This is a genomic window from Micromonospora sp. DT41, from assembly GCF_049841715.1.
In the GTDB taxonomy this organism is placed as follows: domain Bacteria; phylum Actinomycetota; class Actinomycetes; order Mycobacteriales; family Micromonosporaceae; genus Micromonospora; species Micromonospora profundi.
On sequence record NZ_JBNCKU010000007.1, the window covers coordinates 1 to 21,351 of the forward strand.

Annotated in this window: 17 protein-coding genes and 3 tRNA genes; 19 read left to right on the plus strand and 1 reads right to left on the minus strand. The window is 68.6% G+C overall.

The features are described from left to right. Window positions 1–455 precede the first annotated feature (455 nt). Window positions 456–1,388, minus strand: a complete 933-nt coding sequence (locus tag ACLQ23_RS14905) for a hypothetical protein (RefSeq protein WP_355631951.1) — start codon at window positions 1,386–1,388, stop codon at window positions 456–458. A gap of 667 nt (window positions 1,389–2,055) precedes the next feature. Between ACLQ23_RS14905 and ACLQ23_RS14910 the strand changes: the two genes are divergently transcribed. The 19 genes from ACLQ23_RS14910 to ACLQ23_RS15000 all read left to right on the plus strand — a co-directional run bounded on the left by ACLQ23_RS14910 (window position 2,056) and on the right by ACLQ23_RS15000 (window position 20,805). Further along, window positions 2,056–2,280: a hypothetical protein gene (locus ACLQ23_RS14910; protein ID WP_355590432.1), complete on the plus strand. Its 225-nt coding sequence runs from the start codon at window positions 2,056–2,058 to the stop codon at window positions 2,278–2,280. 61 nt (window positions 2,281–2,341) lie between these two features. Beyond that, window positions 2,342–4,867, plus strand: a complete 2,526-nt coding sequence (locus ACLQ23_RS14915; RefSeq protein WP_355590435.1) for a putative bifunctional diguanylate cyclase/phosphodiesterase — start codon at window positions 2,342–2,344, stop codon at window positions 4,865–4,867. 93 nt (window positions 4,868–4,960) lie between these two features. Continuing rightward, window positions 4,961–5,033 (plus strand) — tRNA-Thr (locus ACLQ23_RS14920). A gap of 24 nt (window positions 5,034–5,057) precedes the next feature. Continuing rightward, window positions 5,058–5,130 (plus strand) — tRNA-Met (locus ACLQ23_RS14925). 132 nt (window positions 5,131–5,262) lie between these two features. Beyond that, window positions 5,263–5,430 carry a 50S ribosomal protein L33 gene (rpmG, locus tag ACLQ23_RS14930; protein ID WP_007073056.1) on the plus strand — a complete coding sequence of 56 codons (168 nt, stop codon included), beginning with the start codon at window positions 5,263–5,265 and terminating at the stop codon, window positions 5,428–5,430. A gap of 126 nt (window positions 5,431–5,556) precedes the next feature. Beyond that, the gene (locus tag ACLQ23_RS14935) at window positions 5,557–6,003 is read left to right on the plus strand and encodes a MaoC family dehydratase N-terminal domain-containing protein (protein WP_355590438.1); all 447 of its coding nucleotides are present in this window, start codon (window positions 5,557–5,559) and stop codon (window positions 6,001–6,003) included. 1 nt (window position 6,004) lies between these two features. Beyond that, the gene (locus ACLQ23_RS14940; protein WP_355590440.1) at window positions 6,005–6,397 is read left to right on the plus strand and encodes a MaoC family dehydratase; all 393 of its coding nucleotides are present in this window, start codon (window positions 6,005–6,007) and stop codon (window positions 6,395–6,397) included. Between the two features lie 129 nt (window positions 6,398–6,526). Next, window positions 6,527–6,599 (plus strand) — tRNA-Trp (locus ACLQ23_RS14945). Between the two features lie 212 nt (window positions 6,600–6,811). After that, window positions 6,812–7,207 (plus strand): preprotein translocase subunit SecE, encoded by a 396-nt coding sequence (secE, locus tag ACLQ23_RS14950; RefSeq protein ID WP_053654950.1) that lies wholly within the window; start codon window positions 6,812–6,814, stop codon window positions 7,205–7,207. A 41-nt stretch (window positions 7,208–7,248) separates the two neighbouring features. Then, a complete protein-coding gene (nusG, locus tag ACLQ23_RS14955) occupies window positions 7,249–7,971 on the plus strand; it encodes a transcription termination/antitermination protein NusG (protein WP_053653972.1) in 723 nt (240 codons plus the stop codon). A gap of 189 nt (window positions 7,972–8,160) precedes the next feature. Continuing rightward, window positions 8,161–8,592, plus strand: coding sequence for a 50S ribosomal protein L11 (gene rplK, locus ACLQ23_RS14960; RefSeq protein ID WP_053653970.1), 432 nt, complete (start codon window positions 8,161–8,163; stop codon window positions 8,590–8,592). A 78-nt stretch (window positions 8,593–8,670) separates the two neighbouring features. After that, window positions 8,671–9,387 carry a 50S ribosomal protein L1 gene (rplA, locus tag ACLQ23_RS14965; RefSeq protein ID WP_053653968.1) on the plus strand — a complete coding sequence of 239 codons (717 nt, stop codon included), beginning with the start codon at window positions 8,671–8,673 and terminating at the stop codon, window positions 9,385–9,387. A gap of 79 nt (window positions 9,388–9,466) precedes the next feature. Further along, window positions 9,467–10,318 carry an ABC transporter ATP-binding protein gene (locus ACLQ23_RS14970; protein ID WP_425880744.1) on the plus strand — a complete coding sequence of 284 codons (852 nt, stop codon included), beginning with the start codon at window positions 9,467–9,469 and terminating at the stop codon, window positions 10,316–10,318. Continuing rightward, window positions 10,315–11,004, plus strand: coding sequence for a hypothetical protein (locus ACLQ23_RS14975; protein WP_425880745.1), 690 nt, complete (start codon window positions 10,315–10,317; stop codon window positions 11,002–11,004). The genes ACLQ23_RS14970 and ACLQ23_RS14975 overlap by 4 nt, the downstream gene beginning before the upstream one ends. A 339-nt stretch (window positions 11,005–11,343) precedes the next feature. Then, window positions 11,344–11,892: a 50S ribosomal protein L10 gene (gene rplJ, locus ACLQ23_RS14980; protein ID WP_053653962.1), complete on the plus strand. Its 549-nt coding sequence runs from the start codon at window positions 11,344–11,346 to the stop codon at window positions 11,890–11,892. Window positions 11,893–11,944: 52 nt separating this feature from the next. Beyond that, window positions 11,945–12,328 carry a 50S ribosomal protein L7/L12 gene (rplL, locus tag ACLQ23_RS14985; protein ID WP_007465324.1) on the plus strand — a complete coding sequence of 128 codons (384 nt, stop codon included), beginning with the start codon at window positions 11,945–11,947 and terminating at the stop codon, window positions 12,326–12,328. 572 nt (window positions 12,329–12,900) lie between these two features. Then, window positions 12,901–16,332 carry a DNA-directed RNA polymerase subunit beta gene (locus ACLQ23_RS14990; protein ID WP_053653960.1) on the plus strand — a complete coding sequence of 1,144 codons (3,432 nt, stop codon included), beginning with the start codon at window positions 12,901–12,903 and terminating at the stop codon, window positions 16,330–16,332. Between the two features lie 121 nt (window positions 16,333–16,453). Then, window positions 16,454–20,344, plus strand: a complete 3,891-nt coding sequence (locus tag ACLQ23_RS14995) for a DNA-directed RNA polymerase subunit beta' (RefSeq protein ID WP_425734827.1) — start codon at window positions 16,454–16,456, stop codon at window positions 20,342–20,344. 92 nt (window positions 20,345–20,436) lie between these two features. Beyond that, on the plus strand, window positions 20,437–20,805 hold the full coding sequence (locus tag ACLQ23_RS15000) for a hypothetical protein (RefSeq protein ID WP_355590456.1): 369 nt from the start codon (window positions 20,437–20,439) through the stop codon (window positions 20,803–20,805). Window positions 20,806–21,351 lie beyond the last annotated feature (546 nt).

The window sequence follows — 21,351 nt, forward strand, 5'->3', positions numbered from 1 at the left end:
CCAGCAGAGATGCTGATCGGGGGCCGTCGCCGTTGATCTGGCTGAGTCCAGCGGTTGCCGACTGGTCGTGGGCAGATCGTTGACGGGTCGATCTTGTGCCCCTTGGTGCCCGACGGGCACGCCTGCTACCACTTCCGACGCCAGTCGAGGCATCCCGGAGGCGCCATCGAAAGGTAGGCGCTCAGGTGTCAACGGCCCACCTCGACAGGCGTTGACACCTGGACAGCTGACGGCGGCCTGTTTCAATCATCGCGTGACGATGCGTTGGGTTGGCGGCAGTGTCGGCGGTGGCTTGGTCGCCGTCGCATTGGCGATGAGCGTTGTGGGTGTCTGGAGAGGCGTGGCCTGGTACTTATTCATCGCGTTTCCGTTAGCGGTGGCCGGGGGCGCCTCGTCGGGCGGGCGATCGGGATGGGGGCGCCAGCTCGGTCGAGATGATCGCACACGTCGGCCCGTCACTGCGGTTGGTAGACGACCGCCCGGACGACACCAGAATCCTGGCGGATCCACCCAGCGATGCGACCCTGGTCATCGAGGTCGACGACCTCGCCCTGTCTGCTGATCCCGGCGAGGCTGAGGTCGTGCAGGACGCCGCGCCGCCAGAGCGCTGGCCGGGCGAAGTTGTCGGGTGCGGTGGACATGGCCAGGATGTCGCCGCTGTTGTTGATTGCCCGCGGCTCGGTGGTGTTGCCGCCGAGGGTGCCGATGTCCATGGCGCGGCCGTTCCGCCAGAGGATTCCGCGCGGGTACTGCTGGGCCGAGAACTGCCAGCCGATCGTCCAGCCGAGGTCGTTGAGGGCGTACGTGTTGCTGCGGTTGAAGGGGCCGGCGCCGAGGTCTGTGCCGCGTCCAAGGTGCCACAGGGCGGCGTGGAAGCCGTCCGGCGGGTGTAGTACGCCGCCGGAGACCTGGCTGCTCTCGTTGATGTCGGACACCGCGTCCAGGGGCAGGGGCCGGACGTGGCCGTTCGTCCACAGGACGGGACCTGTGTCGCCGCTGCCGACGATCTGGCCGCGGTCGTTGATCGCCACGGGCGCGGCGGTCAGGCCGACCAGTGGCCGCAGGACACCTTGGTGCCAGATGTGTGGGCCTAAGCCGCCGTCACGGGTGCCGATGACCTGGCCTTGGTTGTTGACGTCGGTGGGTGCGAAGGCGCCGAGGTCGACCATTTGGCCCAGGTGCCAGAAAAAGCCGCGGTAGGTGCCGTCGGCGGCCTGCGAGCGCCCGACCACGTCGCCGAGGTCGTTCATGGCGCTGGCGTGGCTGTTGTCACCGCCCAAGGTTCCGAGGACCACCATGCGATAGGCCGGTGCTGCGGCGGTGGGTACCTGGATGGGCGCGGCGGTCAAAGCGGCCGCGAGGAGGGTGTTGGCGAGCACGGATGGCACGGGACGGCTCCCTCCGGAGTATCGCCGGGCGAGGTGCGCTCAGCGTAGGCGCGTCTTGCCGTTGCGCCGGGTTGCCGTCACGTAGCGGACAGCAGCTCGCAGAGGTTGAAGTCGCGGTGCTGCCGCGCCTCGTCGACTTGTGTGCGGAGGACGCGGACGTCCGCGACGAGACGGCGGCTGGTCTCGCGGCGTCGATGATGTCCGCACCAGCCGCCACGAGCAGCACGGCCTTTGCCAAAGGATAGGAAGGAGGTGGGCAGTGTCGTTCCTGGTCGTCGCCAAGATCCACATCCCGCGTCGAACGGGTTCGGTCGCTTGCTTGTGCCGAGCCCGTTAGAGGGTATGGTGGTCGATGCGTGGACCCGCGTCGATGCGCCTCCATGCCGTTCCGGAAATCACGGAACGTAACCGGTTGTGATTGGGCCGGCGGGTGCTCCAGTGCCCTGGGTGAATTGTGCTGAAGGTCGCATCAAGCGCTCTGTGAAGCGCTGATGTCGCAGGAAGGGGCCCTGATCTGGCCCAGCTTGTCGAGGCGGAGTGGGCCGAAGGGTGCAACCTCGCGAACGCTCGGACGGGTCCAGCCCTCACCGCTTTTCTGCGTACCGACCGTGTGGCACGATCGTGGAATCTCCACCATCCCTGTGACACTTCCCCGACAGGAGCAAACATGTCTGGTCGAAGGCTGGGCCGGCTGCTCGGCTCGCTCCTCTTGCTCGCTGCTGTCCTCGGTGGACTGCAGGGCGCCGGCTCCCTGTCCGGCGGTAAGGCTCAACTGGCCGATGTCGTCTGGGGCGCGAGTCAGGGCGACGTGGTCTGGGGCGCGGGCCAGGACGGTGACGTTGTCTGGGGTTCGAGCCAGGGTGACGTCGTCTGGGGCGTCGACGCCCGGTAACTGGCGCGGTCGCCGCCCGTGAGGGCAGCACCAGCGGGCGGCGTCTCTTCGAGGGAGCGGTATGGCCAGGCGTGACCAACGACGCAAGTCCACGGACCACGCTTGGTTTATCACCGGCCCGCTGGCTCTGCTCGCAGTCCTCTGTTGCACCGCCATCAGCGTCATCTCCGATGAGCCGTTCGGCAACTGGGGCCTGGCGTTCCTGATTTTCCTGGCGATGGCGGGCATCAGCATTCCGGTGCTGAACTTCGTCGTCCGCCGGCAGTCGGTGGGCGTGACGCTCACCGAGATCCCCCTCGTCGTGGCGTTGTTCTTCTTGCCGCCGCTGACCGTTGTCCTGATCTACACGCTCGCCTCGTTGATCTGGAGCGCCACGCAGCGCTTCCCACCGGCGAAGTTCTGGTTCAACGTCGCCAAGGCCGCGGCGGCCACGTCGATTGCCAGCCTGTTGCTCCTGCGGCTGCCGTCGCTTGACGACGTGGGTCCTGGCACGTGGGGCAGCCTCTTCCTCGCGGTGAACACCATCACGCTGGTAAGCCTCATCTCGGTTGTCGGCGTCCATGTGCTCCTGCAGGGCTGGCAGGCTGGCCGGGAGGCCCTACGGACCACACCGTCGGTGTTCCTGACCACCTCGATCAACGCGTCCGTCGGCCTGCTCGTCCTGATCGCGCTGGAAGCGACGTGGTGGTCGGCGTTGCTGCTTGCTGCCCTCTTCGCCGCTCTCGCCCTTGTCTACCGGTCCTACGCCCAGTTCTTCCGGCAGCACCGCACCCTCACCGGCATGTACGACCTGGCGCGGCTGATCACCACCAGTGGCGCCGACGCGGCACTCGCCGATGTCCTGCTCGACCGGGTTCGTGCCCTCATGCAGGCGGAGTCCGCCACCCTCTGGCTGCCCGCCCAGGGCCGGCATCCGGAGGTGCTGTTGACGGCCCGGGTCGACACACCGGGGTTGCTGGACGTCGCCCCGACGCCGGCGATCCTGCGGGTGCGGGCGCGCGATCTTGCGAAGACGTTGTCGATGGGGCGTCTGCTCGGCGACGAGAGCGCCCTGCGCCGCGAGATCAGCGCCCGTGAGATCAAAGACGTGATCGTGGTGCCGCTGCGCTCCGGGCAGGCCGTGATCGGCACCCTGGAGGTGGCGAACCGGCTCAGCGACATCGGCCACTTCGCCCCCGGCGACATCCCCATCTTCGAGACGGTGGCGGCGCACGCGGCGGTCGCGCTGGAAAATTCGCGGCTTGTCGACCGGCTGCGGCACGACGCGTACCACGACACGTTGACGCGGCTGCCCAACCGCCGCCGGATCATCGCGGCGCTTGACGAATCGGCCAAGATCGGGGCGCCCGACGAGGTGGTGGCGCTGCTGCTGTTCGACGTCGACGGGCTGCGACAGGTGAACGAATCCCTCGGCCACGCGGCAGGCGACAAGGTCCTCGTCGAGGTCGCCAACAGGTTGCGGGCCAGCGCGCCGTCGTCGGCCCTGGTCGGCCGGGTCGGCGGCGACGAGTTCCTGGTGACGCTGCGTCTGGAGAGCGCCGAAGCGGCGTTGGAGCTGGCTGGTCAATTGCGGGACCAGATCCGCGACGAAATGGTCTTCGACGCGCTCACCCTCGACGTCAACACGGCGGTCGGTGTCGCCGTACACCCGGATCATGGCAGCGACGCCGCGACCCTGTTGCTGCGGGTGGATTTGGCGGCGACCGCCGCCAAGTCGGTGCCGGGCAGCGTGCAGCTGTTCAACCCGGCGCTGGAGTCCCGGTCGCTGCGCCGGTTGGGTCTGGCCGGCGATCTGCGCCGGGCGCTCGACCAGGGCGAGCTGGAGGTCTACTTCCAGCCCAAGGTGACACTGCGGGACCGGCGGCTGGTGGGTGTGGAGTGCCTGGCCCGGTGGGAGCATCCCACCCACGGCACTGTCGCCCCCGAGGACTTCGTGGCGGTGGCCGAGCACACCGGCCAGCTGAGCCGGCTCACCGAGGTGGTGCTCCGCGAGGGGTTGCGGCGGAGCCGGGACTGGGCCCAGGCAGAGCAGGCGCTTCCCATCGCTGTCAACCTCGCCGCTCGTACGCTCACCGACCGGCACTTCCCGGACCGGGTGCAGGAGCTGTTGACCGAGTACGGGGTGCCGGCGCAGCGCCTCACCCTGGAGATCACCGAGGCGGGGGTGCTGGACGGCACCGACCGGCCCATTCCGACACTGCACCGGCTGCGTGATCTCGGCGTCCGGCTGTCGGTGGACGACTTCGGCACCGGCGACTCGTCGCTCGCCCACCTGCGCCGGCTGCCCGTGCACGAGGTGAAGGTGGACCGCTCCTTCGTGCAGGGCATGGCGACCGACCCGGGTGACCTGGCGATCGTCAACGCGGTGGTGACGCTCTCTCAACAGTTCGGCCTGGCCGTGGTCGCCGAGGGCGTGGAGAGCGAGCTGACCCTGGAGCTTCTCCAGGACATCGGCTGCGAGATCGGTCAGGGCTTCCTGTTCAGCCGGCCGCTGCCGTACGAGCGGCTGGCGGCCTGGTTCGGTGCTCAGGCCGACCCCGAAGCGATCTCCGGTACGGAGCTTCCGCGCCTTCGTGTCGTGCCCTGAGCTGGGCGTAGAGGATCACCGGGGATCCGATTTCACCTGCCGGCAGGTGCCGTGTACTCTTACTTCTGCGCGCCTCCCGGGGAGATCGCGCAGGCCCCCTTAGCTCAGTCGGCAGAGCGTCTCCATGGTAAGGAGAAGGTCTACGGTTCGATTCCGTAAGGGGGCTCGAGGGTTCAGCTGGACCCACCGCGGCGGTGTAGCTCAGATGGCAGAGCAAGCGGCTCATAATCGCTGTGTCGCCGGTTCAAGTCCGGCCACCGCTACTCTCGTCTTCCGGGCTCGTTCCCGGTGGTCGTGAACCCGGGCGCCAATGGCGCCCACTTTGCATGTCCGCGCAGTCAGCGTCTAGGCTGACGCGTCGTAGTTGTTTCCGTTAGCGAGGAAGGCACTCCGCCGTGGCGAAGGCTACCGATGTCCGGCCGAAGATCACTTTGGCGTGTGTGGAGTGCAAGGAGCGCAACTACATCACGCGCAAGAACCGCCGGAACGACCCCGACCGCATCGAGCTGAAGAAGTTCTGCCCGCGTGACGGTCGGCACACCGTTCACCGCGAGACCCGCTGACTCGTGGCCGGCTTCGCGCCGGCCACCGTCACAAGCTTTCCGATCGCCGATCTGACCGGTCCGACGCGGCTTGACCGCCGTCGACCGCCCAGGTCGGCGATCGTTTTGTACGTGTAGGTTCGCGGCATGTCTCTGGACCCTTCCTTTGTCGGCCGGACGTATCCGCCGACGGCCCCCTATCAGGTGGGCCGAGAAAAGATCCGTGAGTTCGCCACCGCCATCGGCGCCACCGATCCGGCCTATCACGACCCGGCGGCAGCTCAGGCCCTGGGCCATCCGGACGTGGTCGCCCCGCCGACCTTCCCGGTGATCGTCGCGGGAGCGGCGAACCAGCAGATCTTCGAGGACCCGGCGTTGGGCGTCGACTACAGCCGCGTGGTGCACGGTGACCAGCGTTTCGCGTACGCCAGGCCGGTCGTGGCGGGCGACGAGCTGGTCTGCACGAGCACCATCGAGGACGTCACCACCCGGGGCGGGCACGGCTTCCTGACCACCCGTACCGACGTGAGCACCGTCGCCGGTGAGCCGGTGGTCGCCGTCTGGACCAAGATCGTCGTACGCGGGGAGGCCTGAGATGGATTTGCCAGCCAAGACGTTCCGGGTGACCCGCGCCGACCTGGTCCGCTACGCGGGCGCCTCGGGGGACTTCAACCCGATCCACTGGAGCGACAGGGTCGCCACGAAGGTGGGGCTGCCCGGCGTGATCGCGCACGGCATGTTCACAATGGCGCTTGTCGGCCGGGCGGTCACCGAGTGGGCCGGCGCGCCCGACGCGGTGGTCGAGTACGGGGTGCGGTTCACCCGGCCCGTGGTGGTCCCCGACGACGACGAGGGGACCGAGATCGAGGTGTCCGCGGTGGTCCGCGAGGTGACCGAGGACGGCCTCACCCGGCTCGATGTGACCGCCACCTGCCTGGGGGAGAAGGTGCTCGCGCAGGCGCGGGCGACCATCCGGACGGCTCGCTGAAACAGACCCGCCACGCGTGGCGGGTAGACCGGTTGGGAAAGTCGGGCGGGTACCCGTACACTGGTCCGCCGTGGGGCAAGTGACCCCTGCTCGGTCGTCTGTGGCCGCGTGGGGCGAGTGTTGCCGCACAGGGGTGTAGCTCAATTGGCAGAGCAGCGGTCTCCAAAACCGCAGGCTGCAGGTTCAAGTCCTGTCACCCCTGCGCCTCAGGCCTGACCGTTCCCGTGGGTCGCGCCGCCGACATGGCGGCGTCCGGCCCGTGGTGGTGGCATCGGCGGGGTGGTTCCGAGGCAATCGGGCCCCCGGTTGATCCACCGGCCGCGGCCCGTCGCGGGACGGTTGGGCCCGGCCGGCGTGACCAGCGCCGCGTACGCCACCCGGCGTGCGACCCGAGATTCCGCGACGGAGGGCGAAGTGGCCGACAACAAGCGGCGCGGCGACGACGACGGCGACGATCGTCTGGACGACGAGATCGTCGACGAGGCAGCCGACGACGACGCCACCAGCGCGGAGGACGAGCCGGTCTCCCGGGGCGGCACCGCGACGCGGTCGCGCGCCCGGGCCGAGTCGGCGGACAGCCGGCCGACCACTCGGTCGGAAACGTCCCGGGTAGGCGTGTTCGGACGCATCGCCCGGTTTTTCCGCGAGGTCGTTGCCGAACTGCGTAAGGTCATCTGGCCGACGCGCAAGGAGCTGCTGACCTACACCGGGGTGGTGGTGACGTTCGTCGCGGTGATGCTGACGATCGTTGCCCTGCTGGATTACGGGTTCGCCAAGGTCGTGCTGTTTGTCTTCGGCAACTCGGACTGACCGGCTGCCTCCAGAGCCGATAGTGACGGAAGTGAGCGAGCGTGCCTGAGTACGACGAGACCGCCGGACCGGTGGACGAGCAGTCCACCGTCGCGACGGCGGCTGGTGACGAGTCGGTTGAGGCCGCCAGCGAGCCGGAGTTCCCCACCACCGAGCCTGCGCCGGACGAGGAGTACGACCCGGTCGCCGAGCTGAGGCAGAAGCTGCGCTACGCCCCGGGCGACTGGTACGTGGTGCACTCGTACGCCGGCTACGAGAACAAGGTGAAGACCAACCTCGAGACCCGGATCACGAGCCTCGACATGGAGGACTTCATCTACCAGGTCGAGGTGCCGACCCGGGAAGAGGTCGAGGTCAAGAACGGTAAGCGTTCTCAGATCCAGGCCAAGGTCTTCCCGGGCTACATCCTGGTCCGGATGGAGTTGACCGCCGAGTCCTACTCCTGTGTCCGCAACACCCCGGGCGTGACCGGCTTCGTCGGCGCGACGGACCGGGCTGACCGGCCCGCGCCGCTCTCCCTCGACGAGGTGCTGAAGTGGCTGGCGCCGGCGGTCGAGACCGAGCAGAAGAAGGCGAAGCCGGAGGTCAAGGTCCTCGACTTCGAGGTCGGTGACTCCGTCACCGTCACCGACGGCGCGTTCGCCTCGCTGCCGGCCACGATCAGCGAGATCAACGCCGACCAGCAGAAGCTCAAGGTGCTGGTGTCGATCTTCGGTCGGGAAACCCCGGTGGAGCTCAACTTCAACCAGGTCGCAAAGATCTGATCCGGTCGTCGGCGACGGGTCGACCCGCCGCCGACGTCGGCGTACGCCCTCCCGCTCGACCTCGGCGGACGAGCGGGCAGCGGCCTGCGCTACCCTTGAACGTCGCCGCTGTCGCGTCGCGCTGACCGTGCGCGCCCGCTCGCTGTGGCGTCAGCCGCATTTTCCCAGCTCCAAGCCCCAGGAAGTGACATGCCTCCGAAGAAGAAGCTCGTCAAGACGTTCACGCTTCAGCTGCCGGCGGGCCAGGCCACGCCGGCGCCGCCGGTCGGCCCCGCGCTCGGCCAGCACGGCGTGAACATCATGGAGTTCTGCAAGTCCTACAACGCGCAGACCGAGTCCCAGCGGGGCGACATCGTCCCCGCCGAGATCAGCGTGTACGAGGACCGGTCCTTCACCTTCGTGCTGAAGACCCCGCCCGCCGCCCGGCTGCTGATCAAGGCTGCCGGTGTGCAGAAGGGCTCGGGCGTTCCGCAGAGCGAGAAGGTCGGCTCGGTCAGCCGCGCCCAGCTGCGTGAGATCGCCGAGAAGAAGATGGCCGACCTCAACGCCAACGACCTGGACCAGGCCGAGAAGATCATCGCCGGCACCGCCCGGTCGATGGGCATCACCGTCAACGACTGACGTCGGCCCCCTTTCGAAGACCCGACCGTGGGAGGGCCGCTCCGAGCGGCCCGCCAGAGACCACAGGAGTAATAAGCAATGCAGCGCAGCAAGAGCTACCGCAAGGCCGCCGACGTCATCGACCGGTCGAAGCTGTACACCCCCGCCGAGGCCGTGAAGCTGGCCAAGGAGACCACCAACGTCAAGTTCGACGCCACGGTCGAGGTCGCCATGCGCCTCGGCGTCGACCCCCGCAAGGCGGACCAGATGGTCCGCGGCACGGTCAACCTGCCGCACGGCACCGGTAAGACCGCCCGCGTGATCGTCTTCGCCGGCGGCGCGAAGGCCGAAGAGGCCGTCGCGGCGGGTGCTGACGAGGTGGGCACCGACGAGCTGGTCGCCCGCATCCAGGGTGGTTGGCTCGACTTCGACGCGGCGATCGCCACGCCGGACCAGATGGCCAAGATCGGCCGGATCGCGCGGATCCTGGGCCCGCGCGGTCTCATGCCGAACCCGAAGACCGGCACGGTGACCATGGACGTCACCAAGGCGGTGCAGGACATCAAGGGCGGCAAGATCACCTTCCGGGTGGACAAGCACTCCAACCTGCACCTGATCATCGGCAAGGCCTCCTTCACGGAGACCCAGCTGGTGGACAACTACGCGGCGGTGCTCGACGAGGTGCTGCGGGCCAAGCCGTCCGCTGCCAAGGGCAAGTACCTCCGCAAGGTCATCCTCACCACCACGATGGGCCCGGGCGTTCCGGTCGACCCGAACCTGGTGAAGAACCTTACTGAGGACTCGGCCGAGGCCTGAGCCGACAGTTCGCTCCGCCGGGGCGCCGCCACCACCGTGGCGGCGCCCCGGCGCGTCTGTGCTGTGGCAGTCTCGGCCCATGCGGTTGGAGAACGTCTGGTTGCGCTACCACCGGCGTGGCCCGTGGGTGCTGCGGGGCGTCGACGCGCGGATCGGTCCGGGTGAGGTCGCGATCGTGCTGGGCCGCAACGGGGCGGGCAAGTCGACGCTCCTCCAGGTGGCCGCCGGCGTGCTCCGGCCGGGCCGGGGCCGCGTGGCCGACCGACCCTCCCGGGTGGGCTGGGTGCCGGAACGCTTCCCTGCCGACCAGCCCTTCACCGTGGCCCGCTACCTGACGGGCATGGCGCGGATGGCCGGCCTTGGCCGGGTGGCAGCCGACGAGGCGGTGGCGGCCTGGACGCAACGGCTCGGGCTGGACGCGTTGCAGGCGGTGCGACTTCCGGAGCTGTCCAAAGGCACCGCGCAGAAGGTGGGCCTCGCCCAGGCGATGCTGCGAAGGCCGGGCCTGCTGGTCCTCGACGAACCGTGGGAGGGCCTGGACGCCGCGACCCGCGACCTGGTTCCCGAGCTGGTCGACGAGGTGCTTGCTGGCGGCGGCAGCGTCCTGGTCAGTGATCACCGGGGGGAGACGGTCCGACTGCCGGGCGCGCGACGCTTGTCGGTGGCCGACGGCTCGCTTACCGAGGAGACGCCGCCGGCAGACGAGAGGATCGCTGTGGTCGAGGTCGCGGTGCCGGCCGCGCGGGTCGCGGACACCGTCGCCCGGTTGCGCGCCGACGGCCACCAGATCCTTCGGGTACGCGCCGACACCTCCATCGCCACAGCCCAGGTCCATCCCGCTGTGCCAGCGATCCGACCGGCTGCGGGATCGGCGCCCGAGCAGGCCGGTGCCGCTGCGGTGGTCGAGCCGACGGCGGGGGAGGCGCAGTGAACGCACTGGTCCGGCTGCGGCTTGCCGGCTTCCTGCGTACCGGGCGGGCGTTGGCGCCGCTGCTCGCCGGCCTCGTCGTGCTCGGCACCCTGTACGGCGGCGGTCGGGCCCAGCCCGCTGAGGCGTACGGCGTCTCCGCAGCGCTGCTCTTTCCGGTGCTCGCCTGGCAGACCAAGATCCTGCTGGACATCGAGCCGGACGTGCAGCGCCGCCTCGCCCAGGTGACGGTCGGGGTGGCCCGGGAACGGGCGGCCGGGCTGCTCGCGGCCGGTGTCGCGGCGCTGGTGGCGGTGGCCGTGGCGCTTGTCTTTCCGTGGCTGGTGGGCGGGGTCACCGGCCCGGCCGATCCGGGGGACCGGTCGCTGCTGGCCGGGCTCACGCTGGGGCTGTGGGCGCACCTGCTGGTCGTACCGTCGGCGGTTGCCCTTGGCGCGCTGGCAAGCCGGGCGTCGGTGGGCGGCGCCGCGTACGGCGTCGCGGTGCTTGCCGTCGGTGCCGTCGGCGCTGTGGTGCTCGGGCTGAGCGGTTCGGTGGTCCCCTGGCTGGCGCCGCCGATCATGGCGGCGGCCCGGACGACCGCTGGCGACGCCGCCGCGCTCACACTTGTCGGGCTGACCGTGTGGGCGCTGGCCTGGAGTGCCGCGGCCGTCGGCGGTTACCTGTGGCGGCGGCGGGCGCGGGGCTGACCGCGCGGGAGCGCCGGTGACCTGACTCACCGGGGGCGATTTGGCGCTGGTGGGAGTGGGCGCGTACTCTTCAAACGTCATCCGTGTTGTCACGGATGAGGAACCACCCAGAGACCGCTGGTCACCGTGCTCCGGCACGGTCGAAGGTCCCGCGACACGGGCGACCCGCGTAGGGCGGCAAGCGTAACTCGGCAGTGAACATGGTCCGCCGACCGTGTCGATCCGCCGGCCCTCGCCCCGTGCGCCCTGCGCCGGGGCTTTTTCGTTGTCGCCGCCTCCGCCTGACGTCCGGCTTCGGCCGGTACGGGGATCAGCCTCGAGTAACGAGAGAGGAGGGACATGGCGGACAAGCCGATCCGGGCCGACAAGGCCACGGCCGTCGCTGAGCTGACCGAGAGCTTCCGCAGCGCGGGCGCTACCGTGCTGACCGAGTACCGGGGTCTGACGGTCTCCCAGCTCACCCAGCTGCGGCGCTCGCTCGGTGCCGAGACCAGCTACACGGTCGCGAAGAACACGCTGGCGAAGCGTGCTGCGACGGACGCAGGCATCACCGGCCTCGACGAGCTGTTCTCCGGTCCTACCGCGCTGACTTTCGTTTCGGGCGACGTCGTCGAGGCGGCGAAGGGGCTTCGCGACTTCGCGAAGGCTAACCCGAAGCTCGTCATCAAGGGCGGTGTCTTCGAGGGCAAGGCCATTTCCGCGGCCGAGGTCACGAAGCTTGCCGACCTGGAGTCCCGTGAGGTGCTGCTGGCCAAGCTGGCCGGCGCGATGAAGGGCAACCTGAGCAAGGCCGCGGCCCTGTTCCAGGCTCCGCTCTCCAAGGCCGCCCGCGCGGCGGCCGCCCTGGCGGACAAGAAGCGCGAGCAGGAGGGCGCCGAGGCGGCCTGAGGCCCCGCGGCGCACCCACGTTCTTAGACAACCTTTAGAAAGGACGCCAGATATGGCGAAGCTCAGCACCGACGAGCTGCTCGACGCGTTCAAGGAGATGACGCTGATCGAGCTCTCTGAGTTCGTGAAGCAGTTCGAGGACACCTTCGAGGTCACCGCTGCGGCTCCGGTCGCCGTGGCCGCCGCCGGTGGGGCTCCGGCCGCCGCCGAGGCCGAGCCGGAGAAGGACGAGTTCGACGTCGTCCTCGAGGCTGACGGTGGCAAGAAGATCCAGGTCATCAAGGTCGTGCGCGAGCTGACCGGCCTGGGCCTCAAGGAGGCCAAGGACGCGGTCGAGTCCGCGCCGAAGGCCATCCTGGAGAAGGTCAACAAGGAGACCGCCGAGAAGGCCAAGGCCAAGCTCGAGGGCGAGGGCGCCAAGGTCACCCTCAAGTGACCTGAGCTCCACAAGCGCTGCGTTCCGGTTCGTGAGCCGGGACACCATCGCGTCACGGCGGGCGGTGATCCCACAGGGATCGCCGCCCGCCGTGTTGGTGTACCTGTGTGACAGCTGCGCTGAGCTGGGCGCCGATCGTGGTCACCGACCACCCGGACGAGCGTCGACGGTCGCCCTCAGGTGGGAAAGAGAGGACGACCCGGATACCGGGCCTTGACGCGGCCCCGGCCTGCCAGGCACGCTGACACCAGCAAGACACCGCGCTTGCGACGGCCACGATGTGGGTATGTCAGCGGCGGCACCATCGCCGCAGCAACATCCCGAGCGGCCCGGCGGGAACGTTGCGTTCCGAGCGGCCCGGCAGCCCCGGTTTTTCGGGGGCCAGGGCGCGTTCCGCAACGACCTGCGGGTTGGGCTGGACAGCGGTTAGCCTCTCGGCTACACTGCTAGTTTGCGCTGCCTTCCGACTAGACCCCTGCTCGGAAATGTCCGGTTACGGATATTTCTGGTGGGGTCATTGGAGTGCACGCGTACCAGCCGTTCTGCAGCACCGGTCCTCGGAAGGACGCATCTTGGCAGCTTCCCGCCCTGCGAAGACCAGTCGTACGTCGAGCGCATTCGCTCCCCGCCGAGTTTCATTCGGCAGGATCACCGAACACCTCGAGGTCCCCAACCTCCTCGCCATTCAGAACGAGTCCTTCGACTGGCTCGTCGGCAACGAGGGTTGGCAGGGCCGGTCGGCGGACGACCCGCACGCACGCTCGGGTCTCGCGGAGATCCTTGAAGAGATCAGTCCCATTGAGGACTTCTCTGGCACCATGTCGCTGTCCTTCTCAGCGCCGCGCTTCGACGAGGTCAAGGCCTCGATCGAGGAGTGCAAGGAGAAGGACCTGACCTACTGCGCTCCGCTGTTCGTGACCGCGGAGTTCACAAACAACACCACTGGCGAGATCAAGAGCCAGACGGTGTTCATGGGTGACTTCCCGATGATGACGCCCAAGGGCACCTTCGTCATCAACGGCACCGAGCGCGTCGTGGTCAGCCAGCTCGTCCGTTCCCCGGGCGTGTACTTCGACAAGCAGCCGGACAAGACCTCCGACCGCGATCTGTCCAGCGTCAAGGTCATCCCGAGTCGGGGTGCCTGGCTGGAGTTCGACATCGACAAGCGCGACACGGTCGGCGTACGCATCGACCGCAAGCGCCGGCAGGCCGTCACCGTCCTGCTCAAGGCCATCGGATGGTCGGCCGAGCGGATCCGTGAGCGGTTCGGCTGGTCCGAGCTCATGATGACCACGCTCGAGAAGGACCACATCGCCGGCCAGGATGAGGCCCTGCTAGACATCTACCGCAAGCTGCGCCCTGGCGAGCCGCCGACGCGCGAGAACGCCCAGACCCTGCTCGACAACCTCTTCTTCAACCCGAAGAGGTACGACGTCGCCAAGGTCGGGCGCTACAAGTTCAACAAGAAGCTCGAAGTCGACGTGCCGATCACCACCGGCACGCTGACCGAGGACGACATCGTCGCCACCGTGGAGTACCTGTGCCGGCTGCACGCCGGTGAGGACGGCTACGAGGCCGACGACATCGACCACTTCGGCAACCGTCGTCTGCGGACCGTGGGCGAGCTGATCCAGAACCAGGTTCGGGTCGGCCTGTCCCGGATGGAGCGGGTCGTCCGCGAGCGGATGACCACGCAGGACGTCGAGGCGATCACCCCGCAGACCCTGATCAACATCCGCCCGGTGGTGGCGGCGATCAAGGAGTTCTTCGGGACGTCGCAGCTGTCCCAGTTCATGGACCAGACCAACCCGCTGGCGGGCCTGACCCACCGGCGCCGGCTGAGCGCGCTCGGCCCGGGTGGTCTGTCCCGGGAGCGGGCCGGCTTCGAGGTCCGCGACGTGCACCCGTCCCACTACGGCCGGATGTGCCCGATCGAGACGCCGGAAGGCCCGAACATCGGCCTGATCGGCGCGCTGTCCACCTTCGCCCGGGTCAACCCGTTCGGCTTCATCGAGACGCCGTACCGGAAGGTCGTCGACGGTCGGGTCACCGACCAGATCGACTACCTGACCGCGGACGAGGAGGACCGGTTCGTCAAGGCCCAGGCCAACGCGCCGCTGAAGGCCGACGGCACGTTCGCCGAGGACCGGGTCCTGTGTCGCCGTAAGGGCGGCGAGACCGAGGACGTCGTCCCCAGCGCCGTCGACTACATGGACGTCTCGCCTCGGCAGATGACCTCCGTGGCGACCGCCATGATCCCGTTCCTCGAGCACGACGACGCCAACCGGGCACTGATGGGCGCGAACATGCAGCGCCAGGCTGTGCCGCTGGTCAAGGCCGAGGCGCCGCTCGTGGGTACGGGCATGGAGTACCGGGCCGCTGTCGACGCTGGCGACGTGGTGGTCGCCGAGGTCGGCGGTGTGATCGAGGATCTCTGCGCCGACTACGTCACCATCCACCAGGATGACGGCCACCGCCGGACGTACCTGCTGCACAAGTTCCGCCGCTCCAACGCCGGCTCCTGCGTCAACCAGAAGCCTGTGGTCTTCGAGGGCGACCGCGTCGAGGCCGGTCAGGTCATCGCCGACGGGCCGTGCACCGACGAAGGCGAGATGGCGCTCGGGCGCAACCTGCTCGTTGCGTTCATGTGCTGGGAGGGCCACAACTACGAGGACGCGATCATCCTGTCGCAGCGCCTCGTGCAGCAGGACGTGCTCACCTCGATCCACATCGAGGAGCACGAGGTCGACGCCCGGGACACCAAGCTCGGCCCGGAGGAGATCACCCGCGACATCCCGAACGTCAGCGAGGAAATGCTCGCTGACCTCGACGAGCGCGGCATCATCCGGATCGGCGCCGAGGTAGTCCCCGGCGACATCCTGGTCGGCAAGGTCACGCCCAAGGGCGAGACCGAGCTGACCCCGGAGGAGCGGCTGCTCCGCGCGATCTTCGGTGAGAAGGCGCGTGAGGTTCGGGACACCTCGCTGAAGGTGCCGCACGGCGAGACCGGCACGGTCATCGGTGTGCGCACGTTCTCCCGCGAGGACGGCGACGAGTTGCCGCCGGGTGTCAACGAGCTGGTCCGGGTCTACGTCGCCCAGAAGCGCAAGATCCAGGACGGCGACAAGCTCGCCGGCCGTCACGGCAACAAGGGCGTCATCTCGAAGATCCTGCCGATCGAGGACATGCCGTTCCTGGAGGACGGCACCCCCGTCGACATCGTGCTCAACCCGCTGGGTGTGCCGAGCCGGATGAACATCGGCCAGGTGCTGGAGACGCACCTCGGCTGGGTGGCCAAGACCGGTTGGAAGGTCGAGGGCGACGACACGGAGTGGAAGCGGCAGCTGCGCTCGATCGACGCGCACGAGTCCGAGGGGGACACGAACGTGGCCACCCCGGTCTTCGACGGTGCCCGCGAGGCGGAGATCTCCGGCCTGCTGGCGTCGACGCTGCCCAACCGTGACGGCAACCAGCTGATCGGTTCCAGTGGCAAGGCGCAGCTGTACGACGGCCGCTCCGGTGAGCCGCTGCCGGACCCGATCGCGGTCGGCTACATCTACATCCTGAAGCTCAACCACCTGGTCGACGACAAGATCCACGCTCGGTCGACCGGTCCGTACTCGATGATCACGCAGCAGCCGCTGGGTGGTAAGGCGCAGTTCGGTGGTCAGCGTTTCGGTGAGATGGAGTGCTGGGCGATGCAGGCGTACGGCGCTGCCTACGCCCTGCAGGAGTTGCTCACGATCAAGTCCGACGACGTTCTCGGCCGGGTGAAGGTCTACGAGGCCATCGTCAAGGGCGAGAACATCCCGGAGCCGGGCATCCCGGAGTCGTTCAAGGTGCTGCTCAAGGAGCTGCAGTCGCTGTGCCTCAACGTTGAGGTGCTGTCCAGCGACGGTGTGGCACTGGAAATGCGCGAGACCGACGACGAGGTGTTCCGGGCCGCCGAGGAGCTGGGCATCGACCTGTCCCGGCGCGAGCCGAGCTCGGTCGAAGAGGTGTAAGTGGTGAGGGTTGGGGGCCGACCGACCCGCTCTGGGCGGTCAAGCTTGATCCCGACGCGGGTCGGACGGCCCCCAACCTCGCCCATGATCTAGCTGTAAAGACGACGACATAGGGGACATAGTGCTCGACGTCAACTTCTTCGACGAGCTGCGCATTGGTCTCGCCACCGCCGACGACATCCGTCAGTGGTCGCACGGCGAGGTCAAGAAGCCTGAGACCATCAACTACCGCACCCTGAAGCCGGAAAAGGACGGGCTCTTCTGCGAGAAGATCTTCGGTCCGCAGCGGGACTGGGAGTGCTACTGCGGTAAGTACAAGCGCGTCCGGTTCAAGGGCATCATCTGTGAGCGCTGCGGCGTCGAGGTGACCCGCTCCAAGGTGCGTCGTGAGCGGATGGGGCACATCGAGCTCGCCGCTCCGGTGACCCACATCTGGTACTTCAAGGGCGTGCCGAGCCGGCTGGGTTACCTGCTGGACCTCGCCCCCAAGGACCTCGAAAAGATCATCTACTTCGCCTCGTACGTCGTGACGAGCGTTGACGCCGAGTCGCGTCACCGTGACCTCTCGACGATCGAGAACGAGATCCTGGCCGAGAAGCGGCAGTCCGAGAACAGCCGCGACTCGGAGATCGAGAAGCGGGCCGCCAAGCTCGAGGCCGACCTGGCCGAGCTGGAGGCCGAGGGTGCCAAGGCGGACGTCCGGCGCAAGGTCAAGGAGGGCGGAGAGCGCGAGATGCGCCAGATCCGCGACCGGGCCCAGCGCGAGATCGACCGCCTGGACGAGGTGCTGGACACCTTCCGCAAGCTGGAGCCGAAGCAGCTCGTCACCGACGAGCTGCTCTACCGCGAGCTGCGCGACCGTTTCGGTGAGTACTTCACCGGCTCGATGGGCGCCGAGGCGATCAAGGCGCTGGTCCAGAACATGGACCTCGACGCCGAAGCCGAGAGCCTGCGGGAGACCATCCGGTCCGGCAAGGGTCAGCGGAAGATCCGGGCGCTCAAGCGGCTCAAGGTCGTGGCGGCGTTCCTGAACACCCGCAACTCGCCGCTCGGCATGGTGCTCGACTGCGTCCCGGTCATCCCGCCGGACCTGCGCCCGATGGTGCAGCTCGACGGTGGCCGCTTCGCGACCTCGGACCTGAACGACCTGTACCGCCGCGTGATCAACCGGAACAACCGTCTCAAGCGGCTGATCGACCTCGGCGCGCCCGAGATCATCGTCAACAACGAGAAGCGGATGCTCCAGGAGGCCGTCGACGCGCTGTTCGACAACGGCCGTCGCGGCCGGCCGGTCACCGGTCCGGGTAACCGCCCGCTCAAGTCGCTGTCCGACATGCTCAAGGGCAAGCAGGGCCGGTTCCGCCAGAACCTGCTGGGCAAGCGCGTCGACTACTCCGGCCGTTCGGTCATCGTGGTCGGCCCGAAGCTCAAGCTGCACCAGTGCGGTCTGCCCAAGCAGATGGCGCTGGAGCTGTTCAAGCCGTTCGTCATGAAGCGGCTGGTCGACCTCAACCACGCGCAGAACATCAAGTCCGCCAAGCGGATGGTCGAGCGTCAGCGCCCGGTCGTGTGGGACGTGCTGGAAGAGGTCATCGGCGAGCACCCCGTGCTGCTCAACCGGGCGCCGACCCTGCACCGTCTGGGCATCCAGGCCTTCGAGCCGCAGCTGGTCGAGGGCAAGGCCATCCAGATCCACCCGCTGGTCTGCACCGCGTTCAACGCGGACTTCGACGGTGACCAGATGGCGGTGCACGTGCCGCTGTCCGCCGAGGCCCAGGCCGAGGCGCGGATCCTGATGCTGTCGTCGAACAACATCCTCAAGCCGGCCGACGGCAAGCCGGTCACCATGCCCACCCAGGACATGGTCATCGGTCTCTACCACCTCACCCACCTCACCGCAGGTGAGACGGGCGAGGGCCGGACGTTCAGCTCGGACGCCGAGGCGCGGATGGCGTTCGACAACCGCGAGCTGCACCTGCAGGCTCCGGTGAAGATCCGCCTGCGCGGCGTGGTCGGTGTCGACAACGGCGCTGGTGCCGAGCAGTGGACCGCCCCGGAGGGCTGGGTCGAGGGTGACCCGCTGACCGTGGAGACCACGCTGGGCCGGGTGCTGTTCAACGAGACGCTGCCGCAGGGCTACCGCTTCGTGAACTACGAGATCCGCAAGGGTCAGCTCTCCGCGATCGTCAACGACCTCGCCGAGCGCTTCCCCAAGGTGGCCCTCGCGGCCACCCTGGACGGGCTCAAGGAGGCCGGTTTCCACTGGGCCACCTGGTCCGGCGTGACGATCGGCATGGAGGACGTCATCGCTCCGCCGCGTAAGGCGGAGATCCTGGCGAAGTACGAGAAGGAAGCCGACCGGATCGACAAGCAGTACCAGCGTGGTCTGATGACCGCCGAGGAGCGTCGCGGCGAACTCATCGAGATCTGGACCAAGGCGACCAACGAGGTCGCCAAGGAGATGGACACCGCGCTGCCGCAGGAGAACCCACTGTGGAAGATGATCAACTCGGGTGCCCGCGGTAACCTGCTCCAGCTCCGGCAGATCGCGGCGATCCGTGGTCTGGTTGCCAACCCCAAGGGCGAGATCATCCCGCGGCCGATCAAGGCCAGCTACCGGGAGGGTCTGTCCGTGCTGGAGTACTTCATCTCCACGCACGGTGCCCGTAAGGGTCTCGCCGACACCGCGCTGCGGACCGCCGACTCGGGTTACCTGACCCGTCGTCTGGTGGACGTCTCCCAGGACGTGATCATCCGCGAGGAGGACTGCGGCACCGACCGGGCGATCCCGATGCAGATCGGCGAGCGCCTGGAGGACGGCCGGCTGGTCGTGCACGAGCACGCCGAGACCAGCGTGCACGCCCGTACCCTGGCCGACGACATCAAGGGGCCGGACGGCACCGTCGTCGCCGAGCGGGGTCAGGACATCAACTCCATCGGTGTCGACAAGATCGTCTCCGCTGGTGTGGAGACGGTCCGGGTGCGCAGCGTGCTCACCTGCGAGTCGAAGCTGGGCGTCTGCGGTGCCTGCTACGGGCGGTCGCTGCCGACCGGCAAGACCGTGGACGTCGGCGAGGCGGTCGGCATCATCGCCGCCCAGTCGATCGGTGAGCCCGGTACGCAGCTGACGATGCGTACCTTCCACACCGGTGGCGTCGCGGGTGAGGACATCACCCAGGGTCTGCCGCGTGTCCAGGAAATCTTCGAGGCCCGGGTCCCGAAGGGTAAGGCGCCCATCGCCGACACCCCCGGCCGGATCCGCATCGAGGACGGCGAGCGTTCGCGGAAGATCATCGTGGTGCCGGACGACGGCAGCGACGAGATCGTCTACGACAAGATCTCCAAGCGGGTGCGTCTGCGTACCCACGACGGCGGTCACGTCGCGGTCGGCGAGAAGCTCACCGAGGGCACCATCGACCCGCACGAGCTTCTGCGGATCATGGGTCCGCGGGCGGTCCAGGTCCACCTGACGAGTGAGGTCCAGGAGGTCTACCGCTCGCAGGGCGTGCTCATCCACGACAAGCACATCGAGATCATCATTCGCCAGATGCTCAAGCGGGTGACGGTCATCGACTCCGGCTCGACGGAGTTCCTGCCGGGTGTGCTCGTCGACCGGGCGCTGTTCGAGTCGGAGAACCGCCGGCTCGTGTCGGAGGGTGGCGAGCCCGCCGCCGGCCGTCCGGTGTTGATGGGTATCACCAAGGCATCGCTGGCCACCGACTCCTGGCTCTCCGCGGCCTCCTTCCAGGAGACCACCCGGGTGCTGACCGACGCTGCGATCAACTCGCGCAGCGACTCGCTTGTCGGCCTCAAGGAGAACGTGATCATCGGTAAGCTCATCCCGGCCGGTACGGGCATCAGCAAGTACCGCAACGTCCGGGTGGAGCCGACCGAGGAGGCCAAGGCGAAGGTCTACTCGATGACCGGTTACCCGGAGACCGACTACGGGTTCGGGCCGGCCAGCGGGCAGGCTGTGCCGCTTGACGACTTCGACTTCGGGTCGTACCGCTAAGCACCAGTACCGACGAGGCCCCCGGCACCTGCCGGGGGCCTCGTCGTGTCCGGACCGCCCCGGCCACGGCCGGGGTTCGGCATGATGGAGGCATGACGACAGCACCCGGGCAGGTGCCCGTCGCGTCCCAGGGCGTGCGCCACCCGCTGGATCCCGATCCGGCCCGTGCCACGAAGGCGCGGGCGGTGTTCGCGCTGGGGCTGCTCGGCATGCTCACAGGCCTGTTCATCGGCGGGGTGGTGCCGGCGACGGTGGCACTTCAGTTGGCGCGGCAGGCTCGCCGGGAGGCGTACTCCTCGGGGGGTTTCCTTACCGGCGGCGCCTGGCTGCGACGCGGAGAGCGGATGGCGTGGATCGGCCTGGTGCTGGTCGCGGTCAGCGTGGTCGTCGCTGTGGTGATCGGCGTGGTCCGGTTGGCGGACATGCCGTTCGGCCATGACTACCCGGCGAACATGGACTGATCCGACCACGGTCGCGTCGGGCGCGGGTGGCGTCGCGCCCGGCCGGTAGCCTGGCCGGTGTCCGCCGTGCGGCGGTGGTGGCCTGTCGACAGGAGGACCTCGTGACGGAACCGGCGCGGCCCCCGGCGGACGAGCCGGCCGGGCATCCTGGCGCGCCGGCCTCCGGCCCGGCCCCGTCCGAGCCGAGTGGCTGGGCACGACCCGAGACGGCCGACGAGCCCGGCGCCTCCGCGGCCTCTTCCGATTCGGGTACGTCGCCGGCGCCCTCACCCGACCGTGCGCCCGCCGGGAGCGAAGCGCCCCCGACGGCGTCATCGCCTGGCTGGGGTGATCCGCCGCATTCGTCACCGCCGTCCGGGTGGGGAGAAGCGCCTCTCTCGTCCGGCTGGGGGGAACCGCCCCGTTCGGCGCCGGTGTCCGGTTGGGGCGCGCCCGCGTCTGGTTGGGGTGCCTCTCCCGCCGGCTGGGCCACGGCCCCCGGATCCGGCCAACCCGACCCGGGTTCCGGTGCCTCGACACCGCCTGGTTGGGGTCCACCGCAGTCCG